At 61.8% G+C, this 21,224-nt stretch carries 22 protein-coding genes and 1 tRNA gene; 13 read left to right on the top strand and 10 right to left on the bottom strand.

The window, feature by feature from the left end:
- The first annotated feature begins 5 nt into the window (after positions 1 to 5).
- Together tilS and ftsH are read left to right on the top strand one after the other, a co-directional pair.
- The gene (gene tilS, locus ACPS74_RS01225; RefSeq protein WP_029648224.1) at positions 6 to 1,037 is read left to right on the top strand and encodes a tRNA lysidine(34) synthetase TilS; all 1,032 of its coding nucleotides are present in this window, start codon (positions 6 to 8) and stop codon (positions 1,035 to 1,037) included.
- 178 nt (positions 1,038 to 1,215) lie between these two features.
- A complete protein-coding gene (ftsH, locus tag ACPS74_RS01220) occupies positions 1,216 to 3,129 on the top strand; it encodes an ATP-dependent zinc metalloprotease FtsH (RefSeq protein WP_018408492.1) in 1,914 nt (637 codons plus the stop codon).
- A 57-nt stretch (positions 3,130 to 3,186) separates the two neighbouring features.
- On the opposite strand, the gene arsC is transcribed toward ftsH, so the two are convergent.
- Positions 3,187 to 3,549, bottom strand: coding sequence for an arsenate reductase (glutaredoxin) (arsC, locus tag ACPS74_RS01215; protein WP_051381810.1), 363 nt, complete (start codon positions 3,547 to 3,549; stop codon positions 3,187 to 3,189).
- Positions 3,550 to 3,709: 160 nt separating this feature from the next.
- On the opposite strand from arsC, the gene glmM reads away from it, so the two are divergent.
- Both glmM and ACPS74_RS01205 read left to right on the top strand, forming a co-directional pair.
- On the top strand, positions 3,710 to 5,056 hold the full coding sequence (gene glmM, locus ACPS74_RS01210; protein ID WP_029651312.1) for a phosphoglucosamine mutase: 1,347 nt from the start codon (positions 3,710 to 3,712) through the stop codon (positions 5,054 to 5,056).
- Positions 5,057 to 5,227: 171 nt separating this feature from the next.
- Positions 5,228 to 5,464, top strand: coding sequence for a hypothetical protein (locus ACPS74_RS01205; protein ID WP_029651313.1), 237 nt, complete (start codon positions 5,228 to 5,230; stop codon positions 5,462 to 5,464).
- A gap of 15 nt (positions 5,465 to 5,479) precedes the next feature.
- On the opposite strand, the gene ACPS74_RS01200 is transcribed toward ACPS74_RS01205, so the two are convergent.
- The 4 genes from ACPS74_RS01200 to chrA form a co-directional block, all read right to left on the bottom strand.
- A complete protein-coding gene (locus tag ACPS74_RS01200) occupies positions 5,480 to 6,979 on the bottom strand; it encodes a sensor histidine kinase (RefSeq protein WP_051381811.1) in 1,500 nt (499 codons plus the stop codon).
- Positions 6,976 to 7,272 (bottom strand): circadian clock KaiB family protein, encoded by a 297-nt coding sequence (locus ACPS74_RS01195; RefSeq protein WP_036242003.1) that lies wholly within the window; start codon positions 7,270 to 7,272, stop codon positions 6,976 to 6,978. Before ACPS74_RS01195 ends, ACPS74_RS01200 begins: the two co-directional genes overlap by 4 nt.
- Complete coding sequence (gene kaiC / locus ACPS74_RS01190) at positions 7,247 to 8,986, bottom strand: circadian clock protein KaiC (protein ID WP_051381812.1); 1,740 nt, start codon at positions 8,984 to 8,986, stop codon at positions 7,247 to 7,249. The genes ACPS74_RS01195 and kaiC overlap by 26 nt, the downstream gene beginning before the upstream one ends.
- Before the next feature lie 335 nt (positions 8,987 to 9,321).
- Complete coding sequence (chrA, locus tag ACPS74_RS01185) at positions 9,322 to 10,461, bottom strand: chromate efflux transporter (RefSeq protein WP_425622399.1); 1,140 nt, start codon at positions 10,459 to 10,461, stop codon at positions 9,322 to 9,324.
- A 178-nt stretch (positions 10,462 to 10,639) separates the two neighbouring features.
- Here chrA and xseA point away from each other — a divergent pair, with 178 nt between their 5' ends.
- Positions 10,640 to 12,181, top strand: coding sequence for an exodeoxyribonuclease VII large subunit (xseA, locus tag ACPS74_RS01180; protein ID WP_036242009.1), 1,542 nt, complete (start codon positions 10,640 to 10,642; stop codon positions 12,179 to 12,181).
- A 1-nt stretch (position 12,182) separates the two neighbouring features.
- Here xseA and ACPS74_RS01175 read toward each other — a convergent pair whose 3' ends face one another.
- Positions 12,183 to 12,632: a hypothetical protein gene (locus ACPS74_RS01175; RefSeq protein ID WP_029651319.1), complete on the bottom strand. Its 450-nt coding sequence runs from the start codon at positions 12,630 to 12,632 to the stop codon at positions 12,183 to 12,185.
- A 401-nt stretch (positions 12,633 to 13,033) separates the two neighbouring features.
- On the opposite strand from ACPS74_RS01175, the gene pal reads away from it, so the two are divergent.
- The 3 genes from pal to ACPS74_RS01160 all read left to right on the top strand — a co-directional run bounded on the left by pal (position 13,034) and on the right by ACPS74_RS01160 (position 14,253).
- Complete coding sequence (gene pal, locus ACPS74_RS01170; RefSeq protein ID WP_018408500.1) at positions 13,034 to 13,561, top strand: peptidoglycan-associated lipoprotein Pal; 528 nt, start codon at positions 13,034 to 13,036, stop codon at positions 13,559 to 13,561.
- 75 nt (positions 13,562 to 13,636) lie between these two features.
- Positions 13,637 to 13,712 (top strand) — tRNA-Trp (locus ACPS74_RS01165).
- A gap of 106 nt (positions 13,713 to 13,818) precedes the next feature.
- Positions 13,819 to 14,253 (top strand): hypothetical protein, encoded by a 435-nt coding sequence (locus tag ACPS74_RS01160; protein WP_157055270.1) that lies wholly within the window; start codon positions 13,819 to 13,821, stop codon positions 14,251 to 14,253.
- A 96-nt stretch (positions 14,254 to 14,349) separates the two neighbouring features.
- Here the strand turns inward: ACPS74_RS01160 and ACPS74_RS01155 are convergent, their stop codons facing one another.
- A complete protein-coding gene (locus ACPS74_RS01155; RefSeq protein ID WP_157055271.1) occupies positions 14,350 to 14,508 on the bottom strand; it encodes a hypothetical protein in 159 nt (52 codons plus the stop codon).
- Positions 14,509 to 15,230: 722 nt separating this feature from the next.
- On the opposite strand from ACPS74_RS01155, the gene ACPS74_RS01150 reads away from it, so the two are divergent.
- Positions 15,231 to 15,815 (top strand): isochorismatase family protein, encoded by a 585-nt coding sequence (locus ACPS74_RS01150; protein WP_029651322.1) that lies wholly within the window; start codon positions 15,231 to 15,233, stop codon positions 15,813 to 15,815.
- 117 nt (positions 15,816 to 15,932) lie between these two features.
- A complete protein-coding gene (locus tag ACPS74_RS01145; protein WP_029651323.1) occupies positions 15,933 to 17,264 on the top strand; it encodes a nicotinate phosphoribosyltransferase in 1,332 nt (443 codons plus the stop codon).
- Between the two features lie 87 nt (positions 17,265 to 17,351).
- On the opposite strand, the gene ACPS74_RS01140 is transcribed toward ACPS74_RS01145, so the two are convergent.
- Positions 17,352 to 17,600: a hypothetical protein gene (locus ACPS74_RS01140; RefSeq protein WP_018408522.1), complete on the bottom strand. Its 249-nt coding sequence runs from the start codon at positions 17,598 to 17,600 to the stop codon at positions 17,352 to 17,354.
- Complete coding sequence (locus ACPS74_RS01135) at positions 17,594 to 18,067, bottom strand: BLUF domain-containing protein (protein ID WP_083481386.1); 474 nt, start codon at positions 18,065 to 18,067, stop codon at positions 17,594 to 17,596. Before ACPS74_RS01135 ends, ACPS74_RS01140 begins: the two co-directional genes overlap by 7 nt.
- 370 nt (positions 18,068 to 18,437) lie before the next feature.
- Here ACPS74_RS01135 and ACPS74_RS01130 point away from each other — a divergent pair, with 370 nt between their 5' ends.
- The 3 genes from ACPS74_RS01130 (at position 18,438) to proB (ending at position 20,478) form a co-directional block, all read left to right on the top strand.
- Entirely contained in the window at positions 18,438 to 18,641 is a 204-nt protein-coding gene (locus ACPS74_RS01130) for a hypothetical protein (protein ID WP_239754516.1), read from the top strand.
- A 39-nt stretch (positions 18,642 to 18,680) separates the two neighbouring features.
- On the top strand, positions 18,681 to 19,250 hold the full coding sequence (locus ACPS74_RS01125) for a DUF2585 domain-containing protein (protein WP_239754518.1): 570 nt from the start codon (positions 18,681 to 18,683) through the stop codon (positions 19,248 to 19,250).
- Between the two features lie 97 nt (positions 19,251 to 19,347).
- Positions 19,348 to 20,478 (top strand): glutamate 5-kinase, encoded by a 1,131-nt coding sequence (gene proB / locus ACPS74_RS01120; RefSeq protein WP_029651327.1) that lies wholly within the window; start codon positions 19,348 to 19,350, stop codon positions 20,476 to 20,478.
- 313 nt (positions 20,479 to 20,791) lie between these two features.
- Here proB and ACPS74_RS01115 read toward each other — a convergent pair whose 3' ends face one another.
- Positions 20,792 to 21,103, bottom strand: coding sequence for a hypothetical protein (locus ACPS74_RS01115; RefSeq protein ID WP_157055272.1), 312 nt, complete (start codon positions 21,101 to 21,103; stop codon positions 20,792 to 20,794).
- Between the last annotated feature and the right edge of the window lie 121 nt (positions 21,104 to 21,224).

Raw genomic sequence — 21,224 nt, 5'->3', positions numbered from 1 at the left:
AGGGCATGCCGCGCACGGAGACGGATGACCTCGCCGCCATCGACGACTCGCGCGAGGGAAATCGTGAAAACGCGCTCGATCTCCTCGCGCCCTACCCCTCGTTGCTGCTCGCGGTTTCAGGAGGCCCCGACTCCGTCGCCTTGATGCTGCTTTGCGCTGAGTGGTCTTTGAGGTCGTCTCACGACATCGCCGTGGCGACGGTCGATCATGGCTTGCGCAAAGAAGCGCGCGCGGAGGCTGAAGAGGTTGGCCGCTGGGCGCGCGCTTTGGGCTACGATCACCATTTGTTGACGTGGGAGGGAGAGAAGCCCTCGACGCGCCTCCAGGAGCAAGCGCGGCGTGCGCGATACGCGCTGCTGAGCGCCTGCGCGCAGCGCATCGGCGCGTCAGCCATCGTGCTTGCGCATCACTCGGAAGACCAGGCCGAAACAATCCTGTTTCGTCTGACGCGCGGCTCCGGCGTCGCCGGGCTTGCCGGCATGGCGCGCGTCGCACGTTGCGCAGACGTCGCGCTCCTGCGGCCGCTGCTCGACTTTCGCAAAGAGGAGCTGGAGACGGTCTGCGCCCGCGCAGATCAACCTTTCTTTCGCGACCCGTCCAATCAAGACGAAAGCTTCGCGCGCGTGCGGCTGCGCAGGCTGGCGCCCATGCTCGCCGCACAGGGGCTCGATCGAGACGCGCTTCTGCGGCTTGGATCGCGTGCGGCGCGCGCCGACGCCGCGTTGGCGCATTGCGCCGCCGAAATGCTGGCGCGCGCGCTGCATCGGAACGAAGCGTCATGTATTGAGCTCGACGCTGCGACGCTGTGCGAAGCGCCGCTGGAAATTCTTCAACGCGTGCTCGCAAGCGCGATCCTGCGTATCGCGCCCGCGGCTGTGCTTCGCCTCGAACGCTTGGAGCGCGCCAGCGCGCGCGTGGCCGCCGCGCTGACTGCGCGCGGATCGGTCCGAATGACGCTTGCCGATGTCTCGATTGACGCGAATTTCGGACGGATTCGGTTGCGTCCGGCGCCGCCTCGCCGCTCAAGCTTGACTTAGCGAATTCGCGTTGTAGGGGACGAACTTGTCCGAAACGGCCAAGTCCCCCCGCAACAACGCCTGGAATCACGGGCTTTTCCGAGACTTGGCAACGCGTCCAGGTGCGCCTAAATTAAGCACATGACCGGAGCGCTTCGGGGGATAAGCCCGACCGAGCGGCTCCCGACAGGCTTCCCACATGAACCCACACTTCAGAAACCTCGCGCTCTGGGCAATCATCGGGTTGCTCGTGGTTGCGCTTGTCATGCTGTTTCAGCAGCCGGGCCAGCGCACGCCGATCCGCGACATTTCATATAGCGAACTGCTGACGCAGATCGATCAGGGCCGCGTTCACGACGTGACGATCGCGGGCAACGAAGTCGTCGGCCACTTCAACGACAATCGGCCGTTTACGACCTATGCGCCGGACGACGCCAATCTCGTGCCGCGGCTGCAAGCCAAGAACGTCTCAATCAGCGCCAAGCCGAACAATGAAGGCGGCAGCTTCTTGATGACGCTCCTTCTCAACGCGCTGCCGCTCGTCGCATTCCTCGCGGTTTGGATTTTCCTTTCGCGGCAGATGCAGGGCGGCGCGGGCCGCGCGATGGGCTTTGGCAAATCGAAAGCGAAGCTGCTGACGGAGACTCAAGGCCGCGTCACCTTCGAGGACGTCGCCGGCGTCGACGAAGCCAAGGAGGATCTGCAGGAGATCGTCGAATTCCTGCGCGATCCGCAGAAGTTCCAGCGGCTCGGCGGGCGCATTCCGCGCGGCGTGCTGCTGGTGGGACCGCCCGGCACCGGCAAGACGCTTCTGGCGCGCGCCATCGCCGGCGAGGCGGGCGTGCCGTTCTTCTCGATCTCGGGTTCTGACTTCGTCGAAATGTTCGTCGGCGTCGGCGCCTCGCGCGTGCGCGACATGTTCGAACAGGCGAAGAAGAATGCGCCCTGCATCATCTTCGTCGACGAGATCGACGCGGTTGGCCGCCATCGCGGCGCCGGCCTTGGCGGCGGCAACGACGAGCGCGAGCAGACGTTGAATCAGCTGCTCGTCGAGATGGACGGCTTCGAGGCGAATGAGGGCATCATCCTGATCGCCGCGACCAACCGCCCTGACGTGCTCGATCCGGCGCTGATGCGTCCGGGCCGTTTCGACCGGCAGATCCAGGTGCCGAACCCGGATTTCATCGGCCGCGAGAAGATCCTCAAGGTTCACGCCCGCAAGGTGCCTTTGGCGCCGGACGTGGATTTGAAGATCGTCGCGCGCGGCACGCCGGGATTCTCGGGCGCCGATCTGATGAATCTTGTCAACGAGGCGGCGCTGCTCGCGGCACGGCGCTCGAAGCGGATCGTCACGAAACAGGAGTTCGAGGACGCCCGCGACAAGATCATGATGGGCGCCGAGCGGCGCACGCTGGTGATGACGGATGAGGAGAAGAAACTCACCGCCTATCACGAAGGCGGCCATGCGCTCGTCTCCTTGAACGTGCCGGGCTCGATTCCGATCCACAAGGCGACGATCATTCCGCGCGGCAGAGCGCTCGGCATGGTGCAGGGTCTCCCCGAGCGCGACCAGATCTCGCAGAGCTATGAGCAGCTCGTGGCGATGCTGGCGATGGCGATGGGCGGCCGCGTCGCCGAAGAGTTGATCTTTGGGGCGGCGAAAACGACCTCCGGCGCCGCCTCGGACATTCAGCAGGCGACGCGCATCGCCCGCGCGATGGTCACCCAGCTCGGCTTCTCGGACAAGCTGGGCACCGTCGCCTATGCCGACCCGCAGCAGGAGCAGTTCCTCGGCTACTCGCTCGGACGCACGCAGACCTTCTCCGAGCAGACGCAGGAGACGATCGACGCGGAGGTGCGCCGGCTCGTTCAGGAAGCTTACGAGAAGGCCAGGCAGATCCTCGTCGACAAGCGTACGGATCTGGATACGCTCGCCAATGCGCTTCTCGAATTTGAGACACTGTCCGGCGACGAGATCAAGGGCCTGCTCGCCGGCAAACGGCCGGTGCGTGAAGAGTCGACGCCAACGCCGCCGCCGCGCGGGTCGGCCGTGCCGACCACAGGGCAAAAGCCGGAGCCCGACGTCGGCGGCCTGGAGCCGCATCCGATCTGACGAAAAAACCCAGCGGTCCCGGCCGCTGGGTTTTTTGCATCCGATACCGGGAGCCCGCTATGTCTTCGATCGCGCGATCAAATCCTTGACCGTCTCGGCGGGTCGGCAGAGCGCGGCATTGTCACCCATCGAAACGATCGGACGCTCAATCAGAATCGGATGCCTTTCGATGGCGGCGAAAATCTCGTCGTCTGAAAGGGTGGGATCGTCGAGTTTCAGGTCTTCGTAGGGCGTTCCGCGCTTGCGCAGGACGTCGCGCACGTTCTTGCCCATGCGACGCAGAAGCCCCTTCAAAGTCGCCCGATCGGGCGGGTTTTTGAGATATTCGATCACTTGCGGCTCGTAGCCGGCTTCTCTTAGTGCGGCGAGCACGTTGCGCGAGGTGCCGCAGGTCGGATTATGGTAGATTTTGACTTCCATGTGGACTTCCGTTCAGACGATGTGCGACTGTTCATTACCCGTTCGTAAGGCTGGCGAAAACGCGCATTTGGCCTTATGGCCATAGATGCGCCGACTTGGTGTGACAGATAGCGTGAAGGATGCGCCGAATTGGCGCCGAGGCGCTCGCTGAGGATCTTGAATGACCCGCACCTATTTCGGCACCGACGGCATTCGCGGCCTCGCCAATGAGAAGATCACGCCGGAGCTCGCGCTCAAGGTTGGGCAGGCGGCGGGGCTGATCTTTCATCGCGGCGAAGGTCGGCATCGCGTCGTCATCGGCAAGGACACGCGGCTCTCAGGCTATATGATCGAATATGCGCTTGTCGCCGGCTTCACGTCGGTCGGCATGGATCCGCTGCTGCTGGGGCCAATGCCGACGCCCGCGGTCGCCATGCTGACACGGTCGATGCGCGCCGACGTTGGCGTGATGATTTCCGCCTCTCATAATTCCTTCGAGGACAACGGCATCAAGCTGTTTGGACCGGACGGCCACAAGCTTTCCGACGAGATCGAACACGACATCGAGCGCCTCATCGACGGCGATATGTTGCGCAAGCGCGCAGGACCGAGAGATCTCGGACGCGCCCGCCGCATCGACGACGTGCGCGCGCGCTATATCGAGTTCGCCAAGCGCACGCTGCCGCGCAATATGAGCTTGGAAGGCTTGCGCCTTGTCGTCGATTGCGCGAATGGCGCGGCTTACAAAGTCGCTCCCGAGGCGCTGTGGGAGCTTGGCGCCGAAGTGATCGCGATCGGCGTCGAACCCGACGGGTTCAACATCAATCATCGCGTGGGCTCCACAGCGCCGCAGGCGCTGCGCGACAAAGTGCGCGAGCTGCGCGCCGACGTGGGCATCGCGCTCGACGGCGACGCCGACCGCGTCATCATGGTCGACGAAAATGGGCGCCTGATCGACGGCGACCAGCTGATGGCGGTTGTCGCCGAAAGCTGGCGCGATCAGGGGCTGCTGGCCAAGCCCGGTCTGGTCGCGACCATCATGTCCAACCTTGGATTGGAGCGCCATCTGAATGCGATCGGGCTCACGCTCGAACGAACGCCCGTCGGCGACCGTTATGTGATCGAGCGTATGCGCGAAGCCGGCTACAACATCGGCGGCGAACAGTCGGGCCATGTCATTCTCTCTGACTATTGCACAACAGGCGACGGGCTCGTGACGGCGATGCAGGTGCTCGCAGAGGTGAAGCGTCGGGATCGTCCGGTGAGCGAAGTTTGCCACCGGTTCGAACCGCTGCCGCAAGTATTGGAGAATGTGCGCGCCCATCGTGCCGAATTGGAGCGCACGGCGGTCGTGTCGGCAATCGACGATGCGCGGGCGCGGCTCGGCGGCTCCGGCAGACTTATTGTTCGCCCCTCCGGCACTGAGCCCGTGATCCGAGTCATGGGCGAAGGCGACGACCGCGAACTGGTCGAATCTCTCGTCGCCGGGATCTGCAGCGTTTTGAAGGAATCCGCCGAGGCGGCCTGAGCCACGAGAGGGTCGCGGCGTGCGACGCGGATGCGCCTTGCAGGCGCGCGCTGGGTTAAGGAATTTGGTTAAGCAATAGGGTTAACCTTCCCTTAACCGTTATCGCCCATGCTTCCTTTTCGGCGCTGCGCCATTCGACCGCAATGTCGCGCGCGAAAATGGGAGCACATCATGCGCCGCTCCATCGCCCTCCTGTCGTTCATCTTGATTGCTGGCGCTGTGAACGCGCGCGCCGAAAATCTGCCTTCGCCGCCGCCTCTTGATGTCAGCGGCTGGTATCTTCGCGGCAATGTCGACGCGCCCGAGCAGTTGACGGAAGGGCAGTCGCAGCTTCCGCCGAACCTTCTCGTCGACCTGGCGAATGGCCCGGCCCGACCAACGCATTATTCGATGAGCGAGCTGCGTTAGTGATCGGGAAGCGCTCTAGGACGCGCTTCCCTCGGCAATGTCTTCGGAAGGGATGCGGAGCACACAGCGAACGCCGCTTTCCAGGAATTCCAGATCTGCTCCTCCGCCCGGCGAATATTTCAGGCTATTGGCGATCACAGACCGACCGAAGCCCTTTCGCAGCGGCGAAGCGACCGATGGCCCGTCAGTCTCTCGCCACTCGACCTGAGCGCTCTTCCCGTCCAAAGAGTGTTTCACCGCAAAAACAATCCGCCCATTCGGCGTGGACAGGGCGCCATACTTCACCGCATTCGAAACGAGTTCATGCAGGATCAAGCCGACTGCGACCGCTGATCTCGGCTTCAACTCCAGCCTATGGCCGATAATTTCGACGCGATCGCTCGAGGGAGCAATGTAGGGAGCGAGTTCCGCTTTGAATAATTCGTCCAGCGGCAAAGTCGCCCAGGAGTTGGTGGCGAGCAAATTATGTGTGGCGGCAAGGGCCTGAATGCGGCCGGCAAACGTCGTCTTGAAGCCTTTGATGTCTGCGTCGTCGGTTTGATGAAGGATCGCCATAACGAGCGTCAAAATGTTCTTCACGCGGTGGTCGAGTTCGGCCATCAAGAACTGCTGGCGCTCCTCGGCGGACTTGCGCTGAGAAAGATCGACCAATGTTATGACGCAGCCCTTGTTCGCTCCGCTCGTTGGAGACAGAGGAGCGGCGCTGATAAGCAAGGTCTTCGCATGCGGCGCGTGCGGCGCGTGCGCCTCCACGCTTTTTACTTCCGTGCCGGCGATCGCCATTCGCACCAGTTCCTCGGCGCTGACGAGACCGATTGCATCCTTGATTTCCAGCCGGATCGCTTCATGAAAAGGCTGACCAATAAGTGCGCCGTCTTCGATCGCAAGAACCGCAGCGTTGACATGGGTGATCCTGCCCGCTGCATCGCAAACGACCACGGCTTCGTTGGCGGAGGCGATGATCGCGCGCGCCGCGCCCTCGGCCGCCATGCTCTCTTGCGCCCTGACGCGATCCGTGAGGTCCGTCAGAGTCAGCGCCCAGCCGTCGACGACTCCGATCTGCAATGGTTCCGCGGACGCGAGGTAATGCCGAAGTTCGCCGCCGCGGACGAGCGAGATCTCGCAGGAACTGGCGCCGCTTCCAGAGCGCTCCGCCTCGCTGAGCAGCGTCTTGAGCTGCAAGGATACCGGCGCTTCAAAATGATCTAGAAGCAATTGTCCTTGCAATCGGGACAGCGGCTTTTCGATGAGCGTGGTGAGCACGGTGTTGGCGTAGAGCACTTCGCCCTTGGCGCCCAGCGCCGCGGCCCCATGTCCCATCGTCTCCATAAAAGCGCGATAGGAGTGTTCGCCGCCCTGCAACGTGAATATTTCTTCGTCCATGGTCTTTCGGACGACGAGCGCGTCAATTTCGCCTTCGCGGATTGCGCGAATTGTCTCCTCCGCCTCTTCAAGGCGCCGCAGCAACTCCTGTTGCGAGTGCGGCGTCCTTGGCATTGAATCGGAGGTCGTCATTGAGCGCCTTTGACATTCAGGCTGACCAGAACCTTCTCGGCGTCGGACAGATCGCCAATAATCTTTCGAATGGGAGCCGGGAGTTGACGGACGAGCGTCGGGATGGCGACGATGCTGTGTTCTCGCGCAAGACGCGGTTCTTTCTTGAGATCGATCACCTGTACTTCGTATCTGTTGTCGAGTTCCTTGCAAATGCGTTCGAGATTGGCGATCGCCGCCAGCGATTTGGGGGTCTCGCCCGCGACATAGAGTATCAATTTCGTCGTTTCATTCTGCGCCATTGCCGCCACCATCGACTCGCTTTCGCACAGCAACGCCCTCTCGCATCGCTCGCGCTTCCTCCTCGTCGAGCTTCGCCCGTTTGAGGTACGCGCTTTCGGCATCGATCAGTCGCCTTGCCTCCAGTTCTTCCGCAGCCATCTCTGCACGCAGCGCCTCGATCTGCGCCTCGAGTTTGCGACGGCGATGCTCCCCCTGTTGCTTAAGACGCTCTACCTCCGCGGCGCGAACGGCCTCGGTCCGTCCTGCTTCGGCTTCCTTTGCGCGTCGCCTCGATCCGGTCAACGCGCCTTCCTGGCCGAGATACGGGGCGCGCAGCTGCAGGCCATTTTCGCTCATGATGAACTCGCGAACCTGATTTGAATGCTGCAGTCCTCTTGCTTTGAGGAGATAAAGTTCGCGATTGAATTCGCCGCCCGCCTCACGATTGAGCATGAGAATCCATGCGTCCATCAGCGATGACAAACCGACGTCGGTCAGCGTCTCATCGCCCTTGGCATGTGTAAGATTGGTAAACACGCCAGTGACGCCATGAGATTTCAGGTAATCGACCATCCGCAGCAGCATGGTCTGGACTTCGTTCGAGTCGCCCGATCGATCGAAGGCCGAAATTGGGTCGACAATGACGATACGCGGCTTCAAGCGGGCAATTTCTCGCAGCATGACGGCCAGATGCATTTCGAGGCTGTAAAAGGTCGGCCGCGCCGCGAAATAATTCAGACGCCCGCCGTCAATATAATCTTTCAGGTCGATGCCGACTGAGCGCATGTTGCGCACGGTCTGATCGGCGGATTCCTCGAAAGAAAAATAAGCGGCCTTCTCCCCATTTCTGCAAGCGGCATCGACGAACGAGGCGGCCAGCGTGCTCTTTCCAGAACCGGCGACGCCCGAGATCAATATGCTTGATCCGCGATGAAACCCCCTGCCCGACAACATATCGTCGAGGTCGTCGACGCCCGATGAAATGCGCTCGTCATAAACCTTGTGATTGAGGCCAAGCGCGCTGACAGGCAAAACGCTGAAGCCGTCCGAGTCGATCAGGAATGGATATTCATTCGTTCCGTGAGCGGTTCCGCGGTATTTGACGATGCGCAGTCGACGCGTCGAAATTTGATTCTGTACTCGGTGGTCGAGCAGCAAGACGCAGTCCGAAACATATTCTTCGAGTCCTTGGCGCGTGAATGCGCCGTCGCCGCGCTCGCCCGTGATGACCGTCGTCAGCTTGCGTTCTTTCAGCCAGTCGAACAGTCTTCGAATTTCGGCGCGAAGTATGGCGGGGTTGGAAAATGCGGCGAACAGCGACTCGATTGTATCGAGGACCACCCGCTTTGCGCCGATCCTCTCGACTGCCGCCTCGAGCCGGATGAAAATCGCCTCGAGGTCGTAATCGCCGATCTCCACGAACTCTGACGGGTCGATCGCAATATGTTCGATATGGATCTTGTCTTCATCGACCAGTTGGTCGAGGGCGAAGCCAAGCGACGCGACATTGCTGACGATGTCCGTCGGTCGTTCCTCGAAGGTGACGAATACGCCTGGCTCGCCGAGCGCACGGGCGCCGTGTATTAGAAACGTCGAAGCAAAGAGCGTCTTGCCGCAGCCCGCGCCGCCGCAAACGAGGGTTGGGCGTCCTGTCGGCAGGCCGCCCAACGTCAGCTCGTCAAAGCCGTCAATGCCTGTTTCTGATTTGGCGATGCCGACCGTAGTCTTTTCCGGATCGCCGCTCACCGACTGATCCACGTTTCTTCCTCGCGCGCTTACATCAGCGCCGTTTCGCAAAAACGACGGCGCACCCAGCCTTGCAGATCGGTCTGGCGCCAAAAATAGGGCGGCAACGAACATGCGTCAACGTGGCCTTCGCAGCGATTAACGCGCCCCCGGCCCTATCTCATCCATGTCCAACCTCACCGAAATCGGTCTCAATGATCAGAATGCGCGTCTCGACGCGAAAAACCGGTTCCCACTTTTTCGCGAGCCGCGCTCTAGCGTTCAATACGCGAACAGAACAATTTCATATTCAGCAATGCGCCAGGCCGACCGTTCTGCGCGCGTATTAAAGCGCCTTAAGCGACCATGGCGATGAGCGTTGCCCCAAATGCGCCGAGGATGACGACCAGCCACGGCGGCGTCCGCCAAAGCACGAGCAGGATGAAAGCAAGAAGGCCTAACCCGAAGTCCGCTGGGCCAAGGATCGCGCTCGTCCAAACGGGGGTATAGAGCGCCCCGAGCAGAATGCCGACGACCGTCGCGTTGATCCCCTTGAGCGCCGATTGCGCCGCCGTTCGATGACGCAAAGCGTCCCAAAAAGGCAGCGCGCCGACGACGAGAAGGAAAGACGGCAGGAAAATCGCGATAAGACAGATCAGTCCGCCCGCCCAGCCATTTGGCTCGGACTTCATCGCTGCGCCAATATAGGCCGCGAAAGTGAATAGTGGGCCGGGTACCGCTTGCGCTGCGCCATAACCGGCAAGGAATGCGTCACGGTCGATCCAGCCGGGAGATACGAAGGCTTGCTGCAGCAGCGGCAACACGACGTGCCCGCCGCCGAATACGAGCGACCCGGAACGATAGAAGCCGCTGATAAGCTCGATCGTAGGATTGGGGATTGCGTTCGCCAGAATGGGCAACCCCACGAGCAAAACCGCAAACAGCGCGAGCGAGGCGATGGCTATGCGCCGGGTGATGGGGATCGATAGCGGGGTCGTGGCGCCTTTGTTTTCCCCCGACAGGAACAGCCAACCAATGACGCCTCCCGCCGCAATCGCCAAAATCTGACCGCTGGCGGTGGGGACCGCCAACGTCAGCAGCGTCGCCGCCACGGCGATGGTCGCCCGCTCCCGATCCGGACAAAGGTTTCGCGCCATCCCCCACACCGCTTGCGAGACGACAGCGACAGCGACCACTTTGAGGCCGTGCAGCCAAGCGACCTGCGAGAGGTCGCCGAGGCGGCCGACTCCATAAGCGAAGCCGATCATCGCAAGCGCCGAAGGCATGGTGAACCCGATCCATGCCGCCAATCCGCCGGCGAGGCCGGCCCGCAACATGCCGATGATGATGCCAACCTGACTGCTCGCGGGACCGGGAAGGAACTGGCAGAGCGCGACGATATCCGAGTAGGCGGCCTCATCGAGCCATTTGCGGCGCGTGACGAACTCAGCGTGGAAATAGCCAAGATGGGCGATCGGCCCGCCAAAGCTCGTCATCCCGAGGCGCAGAAAAACCCCAAGCACTTCCAGGATGGAGAACAGCCGCTCGCTCAGCGACCACCGTCGCGAAGCTCTGAGCGGCACAAATGGCGGCGCTGTTTTCTTGCTGGCTTTGGGCATTTACATGATGGGCGTAAGGATGAAGCAAGAAGCAAAGCGTGAGCATATCTCATCCATGTCTGACCTGACCGAAATCGGCGGAGACACGCCTCAGACCAATACGCCTGAGATCAGCGTCTCCGAACTCGCGAACGCGCTGAAGCAGACGATCGAGGATCGCTTCGGGCGCGTGCGCGTGCGCGGCGAGATCTCCAACTATCGCGGTCCGCACGCCTCCGGTCACGCCTATTTCTGTCTCAAGGATCAGAATGCGCGTCTCGACGCGGTGATCTGGCGGTCGACTTTTCTGCGCCTGCGCACGCGGCCGCAGGAGGGACTGGAAGTCGTCGCGACCGGCCGCGTCACAACCTTCCCCGGCAAGTCCTCCTACCAGATCATCATCGAGTCGCTGGAGCCGGCCGGTGTCGGCGCGCTGATGGCGCTGCTCGACGCGCGTCGCAAGGCGCTCGCGGCGGAGGGCCTCTTCGACGAAGCGCGCAAGCGCCCCCTGCCCTTTTTGCCGCGAGTCGTCGGCGTGGTGACGTCGCCGACCGGCGCCGTGATCCGCGACATCCTGCACCGTCTCAACGACCGCTTCCCGCGTCACGTGCTGGTCTGGCCCGTGCGGGTGCAGGGCGAGAGTTGCGCCGAGGAGGTCGCCGCGGGCATTCGCGGCTTCAATGCGCTGCCTGCCGGGGGCGCCATTCCCCGCCCCGACGTGCTGATCGTCGCGCGCGGCGGCGGCTCGCTCGAGGATCTGTGGGGCTTCAATGAGGAGGTCGTCGTTCGTGCGGCGGCGGAGAGCGCCATTCCGCTTATTTCGGCGATCGGTCATGAGACCGATACGACGCTCATCGATTTCGTCGCCGACCTTCGAGCGCCGACGCCGACGGGCGCGGCCGAGAAAGCCGTTCCGGTGCGCGTCGAGCTGTTCGAACATCTCGCCATACGCACAAGCCGACTGGAGGGCGCGCGCCGCCGCGCCATGGAACAGCGTCGCGTCCAGCTTTCAACCTACGCGCGCCTGCTGCCCACTGGCGACGCCCTGCTCGCCAATCCGCGCCAGCGTTTTGACCGGGCGGTGGAGCGGCTGCGCACGGGCGCCCGCGCCGCCCGAGACGGACGGCGTCTACGGCTGTCGCGCGCGGCAACGCTACTCGCCCGCCACTCGCCGCAGGCGGAGCTGGCGCGCGTGCGCGAGCAGCTGCGCGGGTTCGGCGCGCGGCTGCAACAGGGCTATCGCGCCCGGCGTGTTCTCGCCGGCCAGGAAAACGCCGCCGCCAGACAGCGCCTCGCCGGCGCGGCGCAACGTCTTGACCGCGCCGTCGCCGGCTTGATCGGCGGCCATCAGGACAGGATCGACAGACTGGCCCGGCTGCAGGAGTCGCTCAGCCATCGCTCGGCGTTGGCGCGCGGCTTTGCGCTGGTGCACGACGAGAGCGGCGCGCTGGTGCGCAGCGTCGCGCAGGCTCCTCCTGGAACGGGTCTCGATATCGAGATCGCCGACGGCAGAATCCCGGCGCGCGCTGGCATAGCGATTCCAGATCCGCCGGCGCGCCCGCGCCTGCGGCGCCGCCTGAGACGAGCCGACAGCGACGATCAGGGATCGCTGTTCTGACTTATTCGAATCGCATCTGCCACGCGACGATGCTGCGCTGCATGGCCGCCCGCGGGAGATAGCAGAAGACATTCGTGGAGATCGGCGCCTCCACGCAATGATAGTGCTCTTTGCTCCAGTCGTAGCCGAGCGTATCCATGCAGGCGACGATCTTGTCGTGAATGAGCTTCGGGTTGGATCGCCGCTCCGCCGGAAAATCCCGCTCCGCCTGGTATTCGCAGTCGGTGACGTCCATCTTCTGGCCTTCCAAATAGCGGCCGCTGGCGCCGCTCGTGACGAACATCGCCTCAGTGGCGAGAATGAAGACGAGGCCGACCGCCAGTGCGAGCTTGCCCTGCCACTTGGTCTTGAAGAAGTGAAGATCGAGTAGCGACAGCAATCCTATCGCCAGAAGGCCGCCGCCCAGAAGCAGCGTCAACGGCGACAAAAAAGGCGCAATGCCTTCGTTCATGTCACACTCCTGATCGCGCGCGCCGCCGCATCGCGCGTCATTGATCAATATTAAGAGCGGGAGTCTCTGCAAAGCAACCACCGCACGCCGCCGCATGACGGCCTGCGCACGTTCTTTTCTCCGATGCGAAATCGATGGACCCGGCGCGGGCCATCAATCCACGTAAGACGCACGTGCTATATGCTGCACGGCCCGCAGACGCGCGGCGCTCAGAAGCCGTCAATCTGCGGCGATACAGCGTGTTAAGCTTCTGTTAACCAATTAACCCCTTATTAACGAAGGGACGAATTTGCTCAAATGCAACAGGCCGAAGATACCTGCGATCAAGGTTGACGGAACCTTCGCTTAACCCTGGAGGCCTAGGACTATCGCCCAGTCGGTCGTCGTAACAGGAGTTCTTCATGCTGCTTTCGAAACGCGCCTTCGGCGCCAAACTCGTCGTCGCGCTGACGGCGTTCATGGCGGTCCTGGCGCTCTCGGCCTGCGCCAAGAACACTGCGGATGAAGCCGCGAATGATCTGGCGGGCGGAGGCTATGGACGCGGCGGCGGCGTAGCGAGTCCCGGCAGTCATCAGGATTTCGTGGTCAATGTCGGAGATCGCATCTTCTTCGAGACCGACTCCACGGATCTGACGTCCACCGCGCAGGCCACGCTCGATAAGCAGGCCGAATGGCTCAACCGATACTCACGCTATAGCTTCACGATGGAAGGCCACGCCGACGAACGCGGCACCCGCGAATATAATTTCGCGCTCGGCGCGCGACGCGCCGAAGTGGCTAAGAATTACCTCGTCGCGCGCGGAGTCCAGGGCTCGCGCATCCGCACGGTGAGCTACGGCAAGGAGCGTCCTGTCGCCGTCTGCGACGACATCTCCTGCTGGTCGCAGAATCGTCGCGCCGTCACGGTGCTTTCCGGCGGCAATTCCTGATAGGAGGACGGCCGCGCCCTCTTGCGTCCGGGGCGTCGTTGCGGCAATGAAGACGCGCGCCTTTTGGGCGCCCGCAGGAGTGTAGCTCAACTGGTAGAGCACCGGTCTCCAAAACCGGGGGTTGTCGGTTCGATCCCGGCCACTCCTGCCATTAAAATAAAATAGTTATAGCGAAAGCGACGATGGAAGTTCGGGCGCTTTATTGGAACAAAGGTAAGCGCCGAGGTAAGCGGCCTCTCCCCCAGAACAAGAGCACTGTGACCCCACGCGAATATCTCGACACCATCTGCCGTCCAAGCTTCGAAGAATTTAGGGCCGAGCCTGCGTCGATTAGGAGGGCGTGGATTTCAGCGGCGGCGCTCTACCATTTTGCCGACTGCCTTGAGAAGAGTCGTAATGAGGGCATGCCCATCATCCGGGAGCGGCTTTCGGTGGCCTTTCCGAGATTTCAAGCGCTCGCGGACATAGCGAATGCCGGCAAGCACTTGGAATTGGATCGCGGGCCGCGGACTGGCTTAGCAGCTCAGCATTTCCAAATCGGTCAAGGCGCCGCATTTTCCGACGGCACATATTTTAGCGACGGAACAACCTTTTCCGATGCGCCGGAGGTGGTTCGTGTCCTCAAGGGTGCCACTATTGACGTGCTTGGGTTGTGTGAAGCCGCGCTCGCCGCTTGGGAGGGTTTAACGTAGAAGTCTCGCGCCCGCAGCCGGAAGAAGAGTGACGGGGGAAGGTCGTCTAACAATATTTGGACGGCTTCACCCTTCATCAAGCCCGATTTCCTGCGATCAAACCCGCTGCTCAATTCGTTGCAAAAGTTTGTCCATTGCAGCAGGCAGAGGCTCAGCGGTTACGCCTGATAACATGGCGCGCAGATAGTCAGCGATCGTCGTGACCATCGCATTATCGAGCATAGATTGCTTTTGGTTCTTATTGGTCGGCGACACGATTCAGGTCCTCCTCTTTCAGGACCTATAATTCCTGAGCGCGCTCACGGTTCCGCCTTAAAGACGGAAAGGCCCGCGCCTTTTCGACTTGGCCCCCCCCCTCGCGGTAATCGAACCCCGCCGCGCGGTTCAGTTAGCGCCGAGCCTCTGATATCGAGCTAAACTCGCGCGGCAGGCTGCGCCGCTTAGCAGGCCGCGCCGCCGCATCCGATCCACTGCTTTGGCCGTGCTAAGACTTTAATTTTAAAATACTTTGCAGGGGAACAATGCAAATGTGGCGAGGTTTCTCTCCCTTTAGGAGGAGACGTCATGCCGAACAGAGCGCCGGGCGATTGGCGGAACGCGGCCGGCGGCAAGATGGGAGCGCGGCCCGACGCCGCAATGAAATCGATTAGCGAACAGCTGAGATCCAAGTTCGCCACCGTCCTCACAGAGCCGCTGCCCAAGAGGATCATGGATGTGATGGCCGAGTTGGATTGGGGGCGCGGCGGCGGGAGCCCGACGCGCACGAACCGTCGAAATCCCGCTAGCGCCAAATCTCGGCGGCCCTAGCGGTTCGCTCATTGCGGCCCTCTCGTCCATCGCCCGGTTAGCAAACCGCTGAGCCCGCCTCTGGCGCTCGCGCTGTGCCGCACCCGCAGCTAGGATCATCCCCACGGAACGCGCCCTGCGCGCGGCTTCTATCAGGATCAGGCACGCGCCGTTCCTCGCGGAGCAACATCATGGCCAGCGAAGCGATGCGGCTGAACCCTGGTGACGCGCTCATCGTCCTCGACGTGCAGCGCGATTTCTGCGCCGGCGGCGCCTTAGAAGTTTCCGGGGCCGACAAGATCGTCTCCGTGGTCAATGAACTCATCAGGGAAGCTGTGGCCGCCGGCGTTCCCATCGTCGCGTCGCGAGACTGGCATCCAGCCGGCCATGCCAGCTTTCGCGACTGCGGCGGACCATGGCCGGCGCATTGCGTTCAGGACAGCGCCGGCGCGAAATTCCATCCCGATCTGCGCCTCCCCGAGCGCGCCATCATCGTCAGCAAAGGAGAAGCGCTCGAGCGCGATCAGCTTTCCGCGCTCAACGGCACGGGACTCGCCGAGCGGCTGCGCCAGCTCAGCGTGCGTCGCGTCTTGATCGTCGGATTGGCGCTCGACGTCTGCGTGCTCGAGACGGCGCTGGACGCCGTCTCGGAAGAATTTGAAACGCATGTGCGGCTATCCGGAACGCGCGCCATTGCGCCGGAAGGCGGAAGAGCCGCTGTCGAAAAGATGCGGAAGGCGGGCGTCTTCGTCGAAGATGGCCAAGACAAAATTTAAACGGCATGCGCACATTACAGCGATGAAGATTTGCCCGGGCCTAGCGGCATAGCTATGGTCCGACCGGCGCGCGAGCGCTTCCAGCTCTCTCCAGTCGACGCGTAAAAAGGAGCGGTCGTGTCCAGCAGCGCGCTCTTCGCGGATCTCTATGAATTCGCGATGCTGCGCGCCTATTTCGAATTGGGCATGAACGCGCAAGCGACGTTCAGCCTTTTCGTGCGCGAGCTGCCGCCGCAACGCAATTTTCTGATCGCCGCCGGCTTGGACGATCTTCTTCACGAGATCGAGCATTGGCGTTTTGAGCCGCAGCACATCGACTATCTGGGTTCACTTAAAATTTCTTCGCGGCCGTTCCTCGACTGGCTCGCAGACTTTCGCTTTTCCGGCGACATCTATGCGATGCGTGAGGGCACGCCTTTCTTTGAAATCGAACCGATCCTGGAAGTGGTCGCGCCCATCGCCGAAGCGCAGCTCATCGAAACGCTCGTTCTCAATCAGATCGGACTGCAAACGATATTGGCGTCGAAAGCGGCGCGCGTCGTCGCCGCGGCGCGCGGCGCCAGCGTCGTCGACTTCGGCGCAAGACGCGCGCAAGGCATGGATGCGGCGACAAAGGGCGCGCGCGCATTCTACATCGCTGGAGTCGAGTTGACCTCCAATGTCGCGGCCGGGCAAGCCTATGGTTTGCCTGTCGCCGGAACGATGGCGCATAGTTTTGTCGAAGCCTGCGCCTCCGAGATGGACGCCTTTCAGTCTTTCAGCGAGGTCTTTCCCGACACGACATTGCTCGTCGACACCTATGACACGCTCGAAGGCGTCAAGAAGGTCGTCGCGCTCGCGAAGGCGCGCGGGCCGAACTTCAACATTCACGCTGTGCGTCTCGACTCCGGCGATCTCGACATGCTGTCGCGCCAAACGCGCCGCATCCTCGATGAGGCTGGCTTGACCGACGTGCAGATCGTCGCGAGCGGCGGCCTTGAGGAGACCAAAATCGACGCTCTGACGTCGGGCGGCGCGCCCATCGATGTCTTTGGCGTCGGGACGGATATGGCGGTATCGAGCGACGCGCCAAACCTCGACATCGCCTATAAGCTGACCGAATACGCCGGCAAGGGACGAATGAAACTCTCGGCGGGCAAGCGATCGCTGCCAGGCCGCAAGCAGGTTTTTCGCGAGTTTAGAGACGGCGTCGCGGTGAGGGACGTCATCGCCCGAGAGGGCGAAACTCCGCCGGGCGTCCCATTGCTGCAGCCGTTCATGCTGTCAGGTCGCCGAGTCGCGGAGCAGTCATGCGACCTTCCGCAGATTCGCGATTACGCGAAAGAGCAGCTCGCTGCGCTGCCGCCGCGTCTGCGAATGCTGCAATCGCGTGAGGCGCGCTATGACGTAGCGATCAGCGACGCGCTCGCCAGCTATGAGCGCGAGACTCGCGCGCATTTAATTGACTGAAGGTTTGGCGAACTTGGCGCGGCCAAACGCTCGGCCGCGAAGTGGGCAAATTCCTCTGCGGAGACAGAAAATGAGCGCAAGCGGAGCCTAGCGTCTATCCTTCAGGTCGATGAACTCGGACGTAAACCGCTTGAGCGCAGTGCGCAAATCGTCGGCATATCCTGTCGCGCCCAGCGACTGGAACCTTTCGATGTCGGCGAGCATCAGTTCCCTCACCGGCGCCGCGCCGCGATGCAGATTGACCAAATAACCGGATAGAAGCCGGCCGTCCCGGCCCCTAGCCGCCGCCTTGATCTCGCTCTCAGACGAGCCGATTTTCTTGGCAATTCCTAACATTCGTCGCTCCGAAGGGCGGACCGCGCGCCCGATGTCCGCGAACTGCCTAAGCAAGAATTGCGCTCACCTGAGCTCGGCGAACGCGCCGCCTGGCCAAATCTAAAAAAACCGTCAACCATCTCGGAAAGACCGTCCTCGCGCGGCGCCGCTTCCCGCGTGGCGGCAGCGTGTTCCGGCGCGCCGCACACGAGCTTCATGCCCCAGTCCGGGTAACTGCGCATCGAAATGCGTTCGTGAACGAGCTTGACGACGCCCGAGTGCCGGGAGTCCGTCCGGATTTGCAAATAGAGCGGCGTCAGCGCTTGTCTGGGACCTTCCAGAATTTGCAAAAAATTCAGGCCGTTGTAGAGCAGCGCCCCGCTGATGCGCAGCGGTCGATTCCGCTCGGCGGACTTCTCGACCATTCCCTCGATCGCGGAGAGGTTCAGATCAAGATCCGCGTTACTGAAATAGACAAGTCGATGCATCAGTGACCTCCCAGCGCCGCCGCCGTCCGACCCGAGAATTCCGCCTCACGAGTCGCTCGTCAACAGCCACACGCTGAAAGAGGGATAGAACCAAAATGAAAATTATGCAATAGTTTCATATGGTTGACCTAGCTCAAGACCTCGCGCCAAAACTCGTGTTCCAGTCATAGGTTCGTATCAAGCGGACGCTATTTAGAGGGTATATTGCAGCCCTTTTCAGTCGTTGGGGAGACGCTGGCGCTGCCGCGTCTCCCCCTTTTGCAATTGGCGCTCACACAGCGACAGCTCCAGGGGAAATAACATGATCTCGCCAGGGCCTTCCCTCCTCCTCACTTCGCTCAAGACCTGTCAGGACTGCGCATCGCGATTCATGGACTTCGGCCTGATCAACACGCGGTCGGCGCTGCAATTCGGGCAAGATGTATGGGCGGCGCGATCGCCGCAGGACGTCGCCGAAGCCATGGTCGGCTACGGCCGCAGACAATTTGAATGCTGGACCGAGGAGCTGGAAGAGTTCTCGATTGCGGCCAGCAAGAAGACCCCGGAGGCCGAGGTCGTCGGACTGGGGGACTAGTTTTCCATCGTCCGATCTTCCCGTTGAGCAGATATGAGTATGAGCGCATCGACGGCGTATGACGTCATGGCGGCGGCGATCGCCGCGCTGATTGTTCAGGCTGGCGCGCTTTGGGCGCTCGGCCGGCCGTTGCTTTGCGCTTGCGGCGAATTCAAGCTCTGGGAGGGCGATGCCTCCTCTCCGGGCCTCTCTCAGCAGCTCACCGACTGGTACAGCTTCACGCATATCATTCACGGCGTGCTGTTCTATTTCCTGCTCTGGCTTGCTGCGCCGGGACTGTCGGTCGGGCAGCGCTTCATGATCGCGTTGGCCCTCGAAGTCGGATGGGAAATCATAGAAAACACGCCCTTCGCCATCCGCCACTACCGGAAGCAGCCGCCGGCGCAGGACTACGCAGGAGACAGCATCGTCAATTCGCTTGCCGATACGCTGGCGATGGCGCTGGGCTTCGTCCTTGCGTGGCGGCTCCCGGCTTTGGCCGTGATCGCAATATCTGTCCTTCTTGAAGTTGGGGTCGCGCTGACTATTAGAGACAATTTCACGCTCAATGTGCTGAGTTTCGTCTATCCTTTCGAGTTCATCCGCCGCTGGCAGAACGGCGCGCCCTAAGCGCCGATTTGCGGTCGTTGGCGGGCTGGGCTAACTCAAGCGTTCCCTAAGCCGCGCTCGCAAACGCCCTTTCCCTCGGACATTTCGCCCCGCTCGCATGACCAAGCGCGCTCCCGTCCTCGCCGACTTCAAACGCATCGTCGTCAAGGTCGGCTCCTCGCTCATCGTCGACCCCAACAAGGCGTCGGCGAAACGCGCCTGGCTGAAGCGCCTCGCCGACGACGTCGCCGATCTGCATCGCGCCGGCGCCGACGTGCTGGTCGTGTCGTCCGGCGCCGTGGCGCTGGGACGCAGCGTGCTCGGCTTTCCGCGCGGCGCGCTAAAGCTCGAAGACAGTCAGGCGGCCGCCGCCGTCGGCCAGATCGCCCTGGCGCGTCTCTGGGCCGAGATCCTGCACGACCGCGGCCTCGTCGCCGGGCAGGTGCTGGTGACGCTCGGCGACACGGAGGAGCGCCGCCGCTACCTCTATGCGCGCGAATGCCTGACGCGGCTTTTATCGCTGCGCGCCGTGCCGGTGATCAACGAGAACGACACGGTCGCGACGGCGGAAATCCGCTATGGCGACAATGACCGCCTCGCCGCGCGGGTCGCCACCATGGCGAGCGCCGATCTGTTGATCCTACTCTCCGACGTCGACGGGCTCTACAGCGCCCCGCCCGATTCCAACCCTGACGCCAGACACATCGACATCGTGCCGCGCGTCACCGCCGAGATTGAAGCGATGGCGGGGGGCGCCGCGTCGCAATATTCGCGCGGCGGCATGCGCACCAAGATCGAAGCGGCGAAAATCGCCACGACCGGCGGCGCGCATATGGTGATCGCCGACGGCCGCGAAGAGGCGCCGATCGCGCGCATCGCCGCGGGCGGCCGCTGCACCTGGTTTCTGACGCCCTCCAATCCGGTGACCGCGCGCAAGAAATGGATCGCCGGCTCGCTGGAGCCGAAAGGCGCCGTGCATATCGACGACGGCGCGGCGAAGGCGCTGCGCTCGGGCAGGAGCCTGCTGCCGGCGGGCGTGACGCGAATCGAAGGAGGCTTCGCGCGCGGCGACTGCATTTTGATCCGCAACGCCAAGGGCGGCGAGATCGGCCGCGGCCTCGTGACCTATGACGCGGTCGACGCGGCGAAGATCGTCGGGCGTTCGACGAAAGACATTGAAGGGCTCCTGGGTTTTAAAGGCCCCGATGAGATCATTCACCGCGACGACATGGCGCTCGGTGGGGGGTGATCCTTTAAAGCTATATGATAGGCGTAAAATAGAATGCGCATGGTTGCATCCAGGATACTGAAGCGCAGAAATTTTGCGTCCTTTTCGTAGGAAGCGATCAGGTCAGTCTCGTCATAAGTAGCGATATTGCAAATGCCATTGATAATTTGCGATTTGTCCGACCGCTGCTTTATTAACTCGATCAGAGCGAGGTCTGCGAGTTTGATATTATGGGCGTAGGCATTCCGTAAACGTCTAATAGACTCAACGAAGCGAGAATCCTCCGGTGGGCAACCCGACGCTTTTAGTAAGTGGAGAAGCGAGGTCTTACCGTTCATCGGTAAGCTGTCCACGAACTCGCCCAAGCCTCTACGCCGACAAAACGATTAAGGATTTTCAATTTTAGCCCGCTCTTGACGATTTCCTTGGTCGCGGTCTCGAGCAGAGCATCAATTTTCAGAATGAACGTCCAGTCGTTTTCTGCTTCGAAAATCTGGTGCATCAAGTCTCTGTGAAGACCGACCGTCATACAAAAACTTTGAGCTTCCTCGAATAGGATTTTAGCCCGGAATGAAAGCTCGTCCTCTGGTGTGAGTTTTTTCCTTTTGACTTTGACGTTTGCTGGGGGGCCACGCTTTTTCGTCACTCGGCTCCTGCCTCCACTAAACCTCAAGAGACTGTTTAGAACGAAACCCTGTTGGGGGAAACGAGCTTCGCGCACTACTTCTCGCCAAGCCCTCCTCACGACCCTGCCCGCCTCGCCAACT

This window comes from Methylocystis sp. SB2 (assembly GCF_049817085.1).
GTDB lineage: Bacteria > Pseudomonadota > Alphaproteobacteria > Rhizobiales > Beijerinckiaceae > Methylocystis > Methylocystis rosea.
Note: the sequence above shows the minus strand (reverse complement) of the source record. Positions and strands in the feature narration are given on the sequence as shown.

Excerpts from the sequence above, each read along its gene's own strand:
- tilS (WP_029648224.1), top strand. The coding sequence starts at position 6 with ATGCCGCGCACGGAGACGGATGACCTCGCCGCCATCGACGACTCGCGC.
- ftsH (WP_018408492.1), top strand. The coding sequence starts at position 1,216 with ATGAACCCACACTTCAGAAACCTCGCGCTCTGGGCAATCATCGGGTTG.
- arsC (WP_051381810.1), bottom strand. The coding sequence starts at position 3,549 with ATGGAAGTCAAAATCTACCATAATCCGACCTGCGGCACCTCGCGCAAC.
- glmM (WP_029651312.1), top strand. The coding sequence starts at position 3,710 with ATGACCCGCACCTATTTCGGCACCGACGGCATTCGCGGCCTCGCCAAT.
- ACPS74_RS01205 (WP_029651313.1), top strand. The coding sequence starts at position 5,228 with ATGCGCCGCTCCATCGCCCTCCTGTCGTTCATCTTGATTGCTGGCGCT.
- ACPS74_RS01200 (WP_051381811.1), bottom strand. The coding sequence starts at position 6,979 with ATGACGACCTCCGATTCAATGCCAAGGACGCCGCACTCGCAACAGGAG.
- ACPS74_RS01195 (WP_036242003.1), bottom strand. The coding sequence starts at position 7,272 with ATGGTGGCGGCAATGGCGCAGAATGAAACGACGAAATTGATACTCTAT.
- chrA (WP_425622399.1), bottom strand. The coding sequence starts at position 10,461 with ATGACGAGCTTTGGCGGGCCGATCGCCCATCTTGGCTATTTCCACGCT.
- xseA (WP_036242009.1), top strand. The coding sequence starts at position 10,640 with ATGTCTGACCTGACCGAAATCGGCGGAGACACGCCTCAGACCAATACG.
- ACPS74_RS01175 (WP_029651319.1), bottom strand. The coding sequence starts at position 12,632 with ATGAACGAAGGCATTGCGCCTTTTTTGTCGCCGTTGACGCTGCTTCTG.
- pal (WP_018408500.1), top strand. The coding sequence starts at position 13,034 with ATGCTGCTTTCGAAACGCGCCTTCGGCGCCAAACTCGTCGTCGCGCTG.
- ACPS74_RS01150 (WP_029651322.1), top strand. The coding sequence starts at position 15,231 with ATGGCCAGCGAAGCGATGCGGCTGAACCCTGGTGACGCGCTCATCGTC.
- ACPS74_RS01140 (WP_018408522.1), bottom strand. The coding sequence starts at position 17,600 with ATGTTAGGAATTGCCAAGAAAATCGGCTCGTCTGAGAGCGAGATCAAG.
- ACPS74_RS01135 (WP_083481386.1), bottom strand. The coding sequence starts at position 18,067 with ATGCATCGACTTGTCTATTTCAGTAACGCGGATCTTGATCTGAACCTC.
- ACPS74_RS01130 (WP_239754516.1), top strand. The coding sequence starts at position 18,438 with ATGGACTTCGGCCTGATCAACACGCGGTCGGCGCTGCAATTCGGGCAA.
- ACPS74_RS01125 (WP_239754518.1), top strand. The coding sequence starts at position 18,681 with ATGAGCGCATCGACGGCGTATGACGTCATGGCGGCGGCGATCGCCGCG.
- proB (WP_029651327.1), top strand. The coding sequence starts at position 19,348 with ATGACCAAGCGCGCTCCCGTCCTCGCCGACTTCAAACGCATCGTCGTC.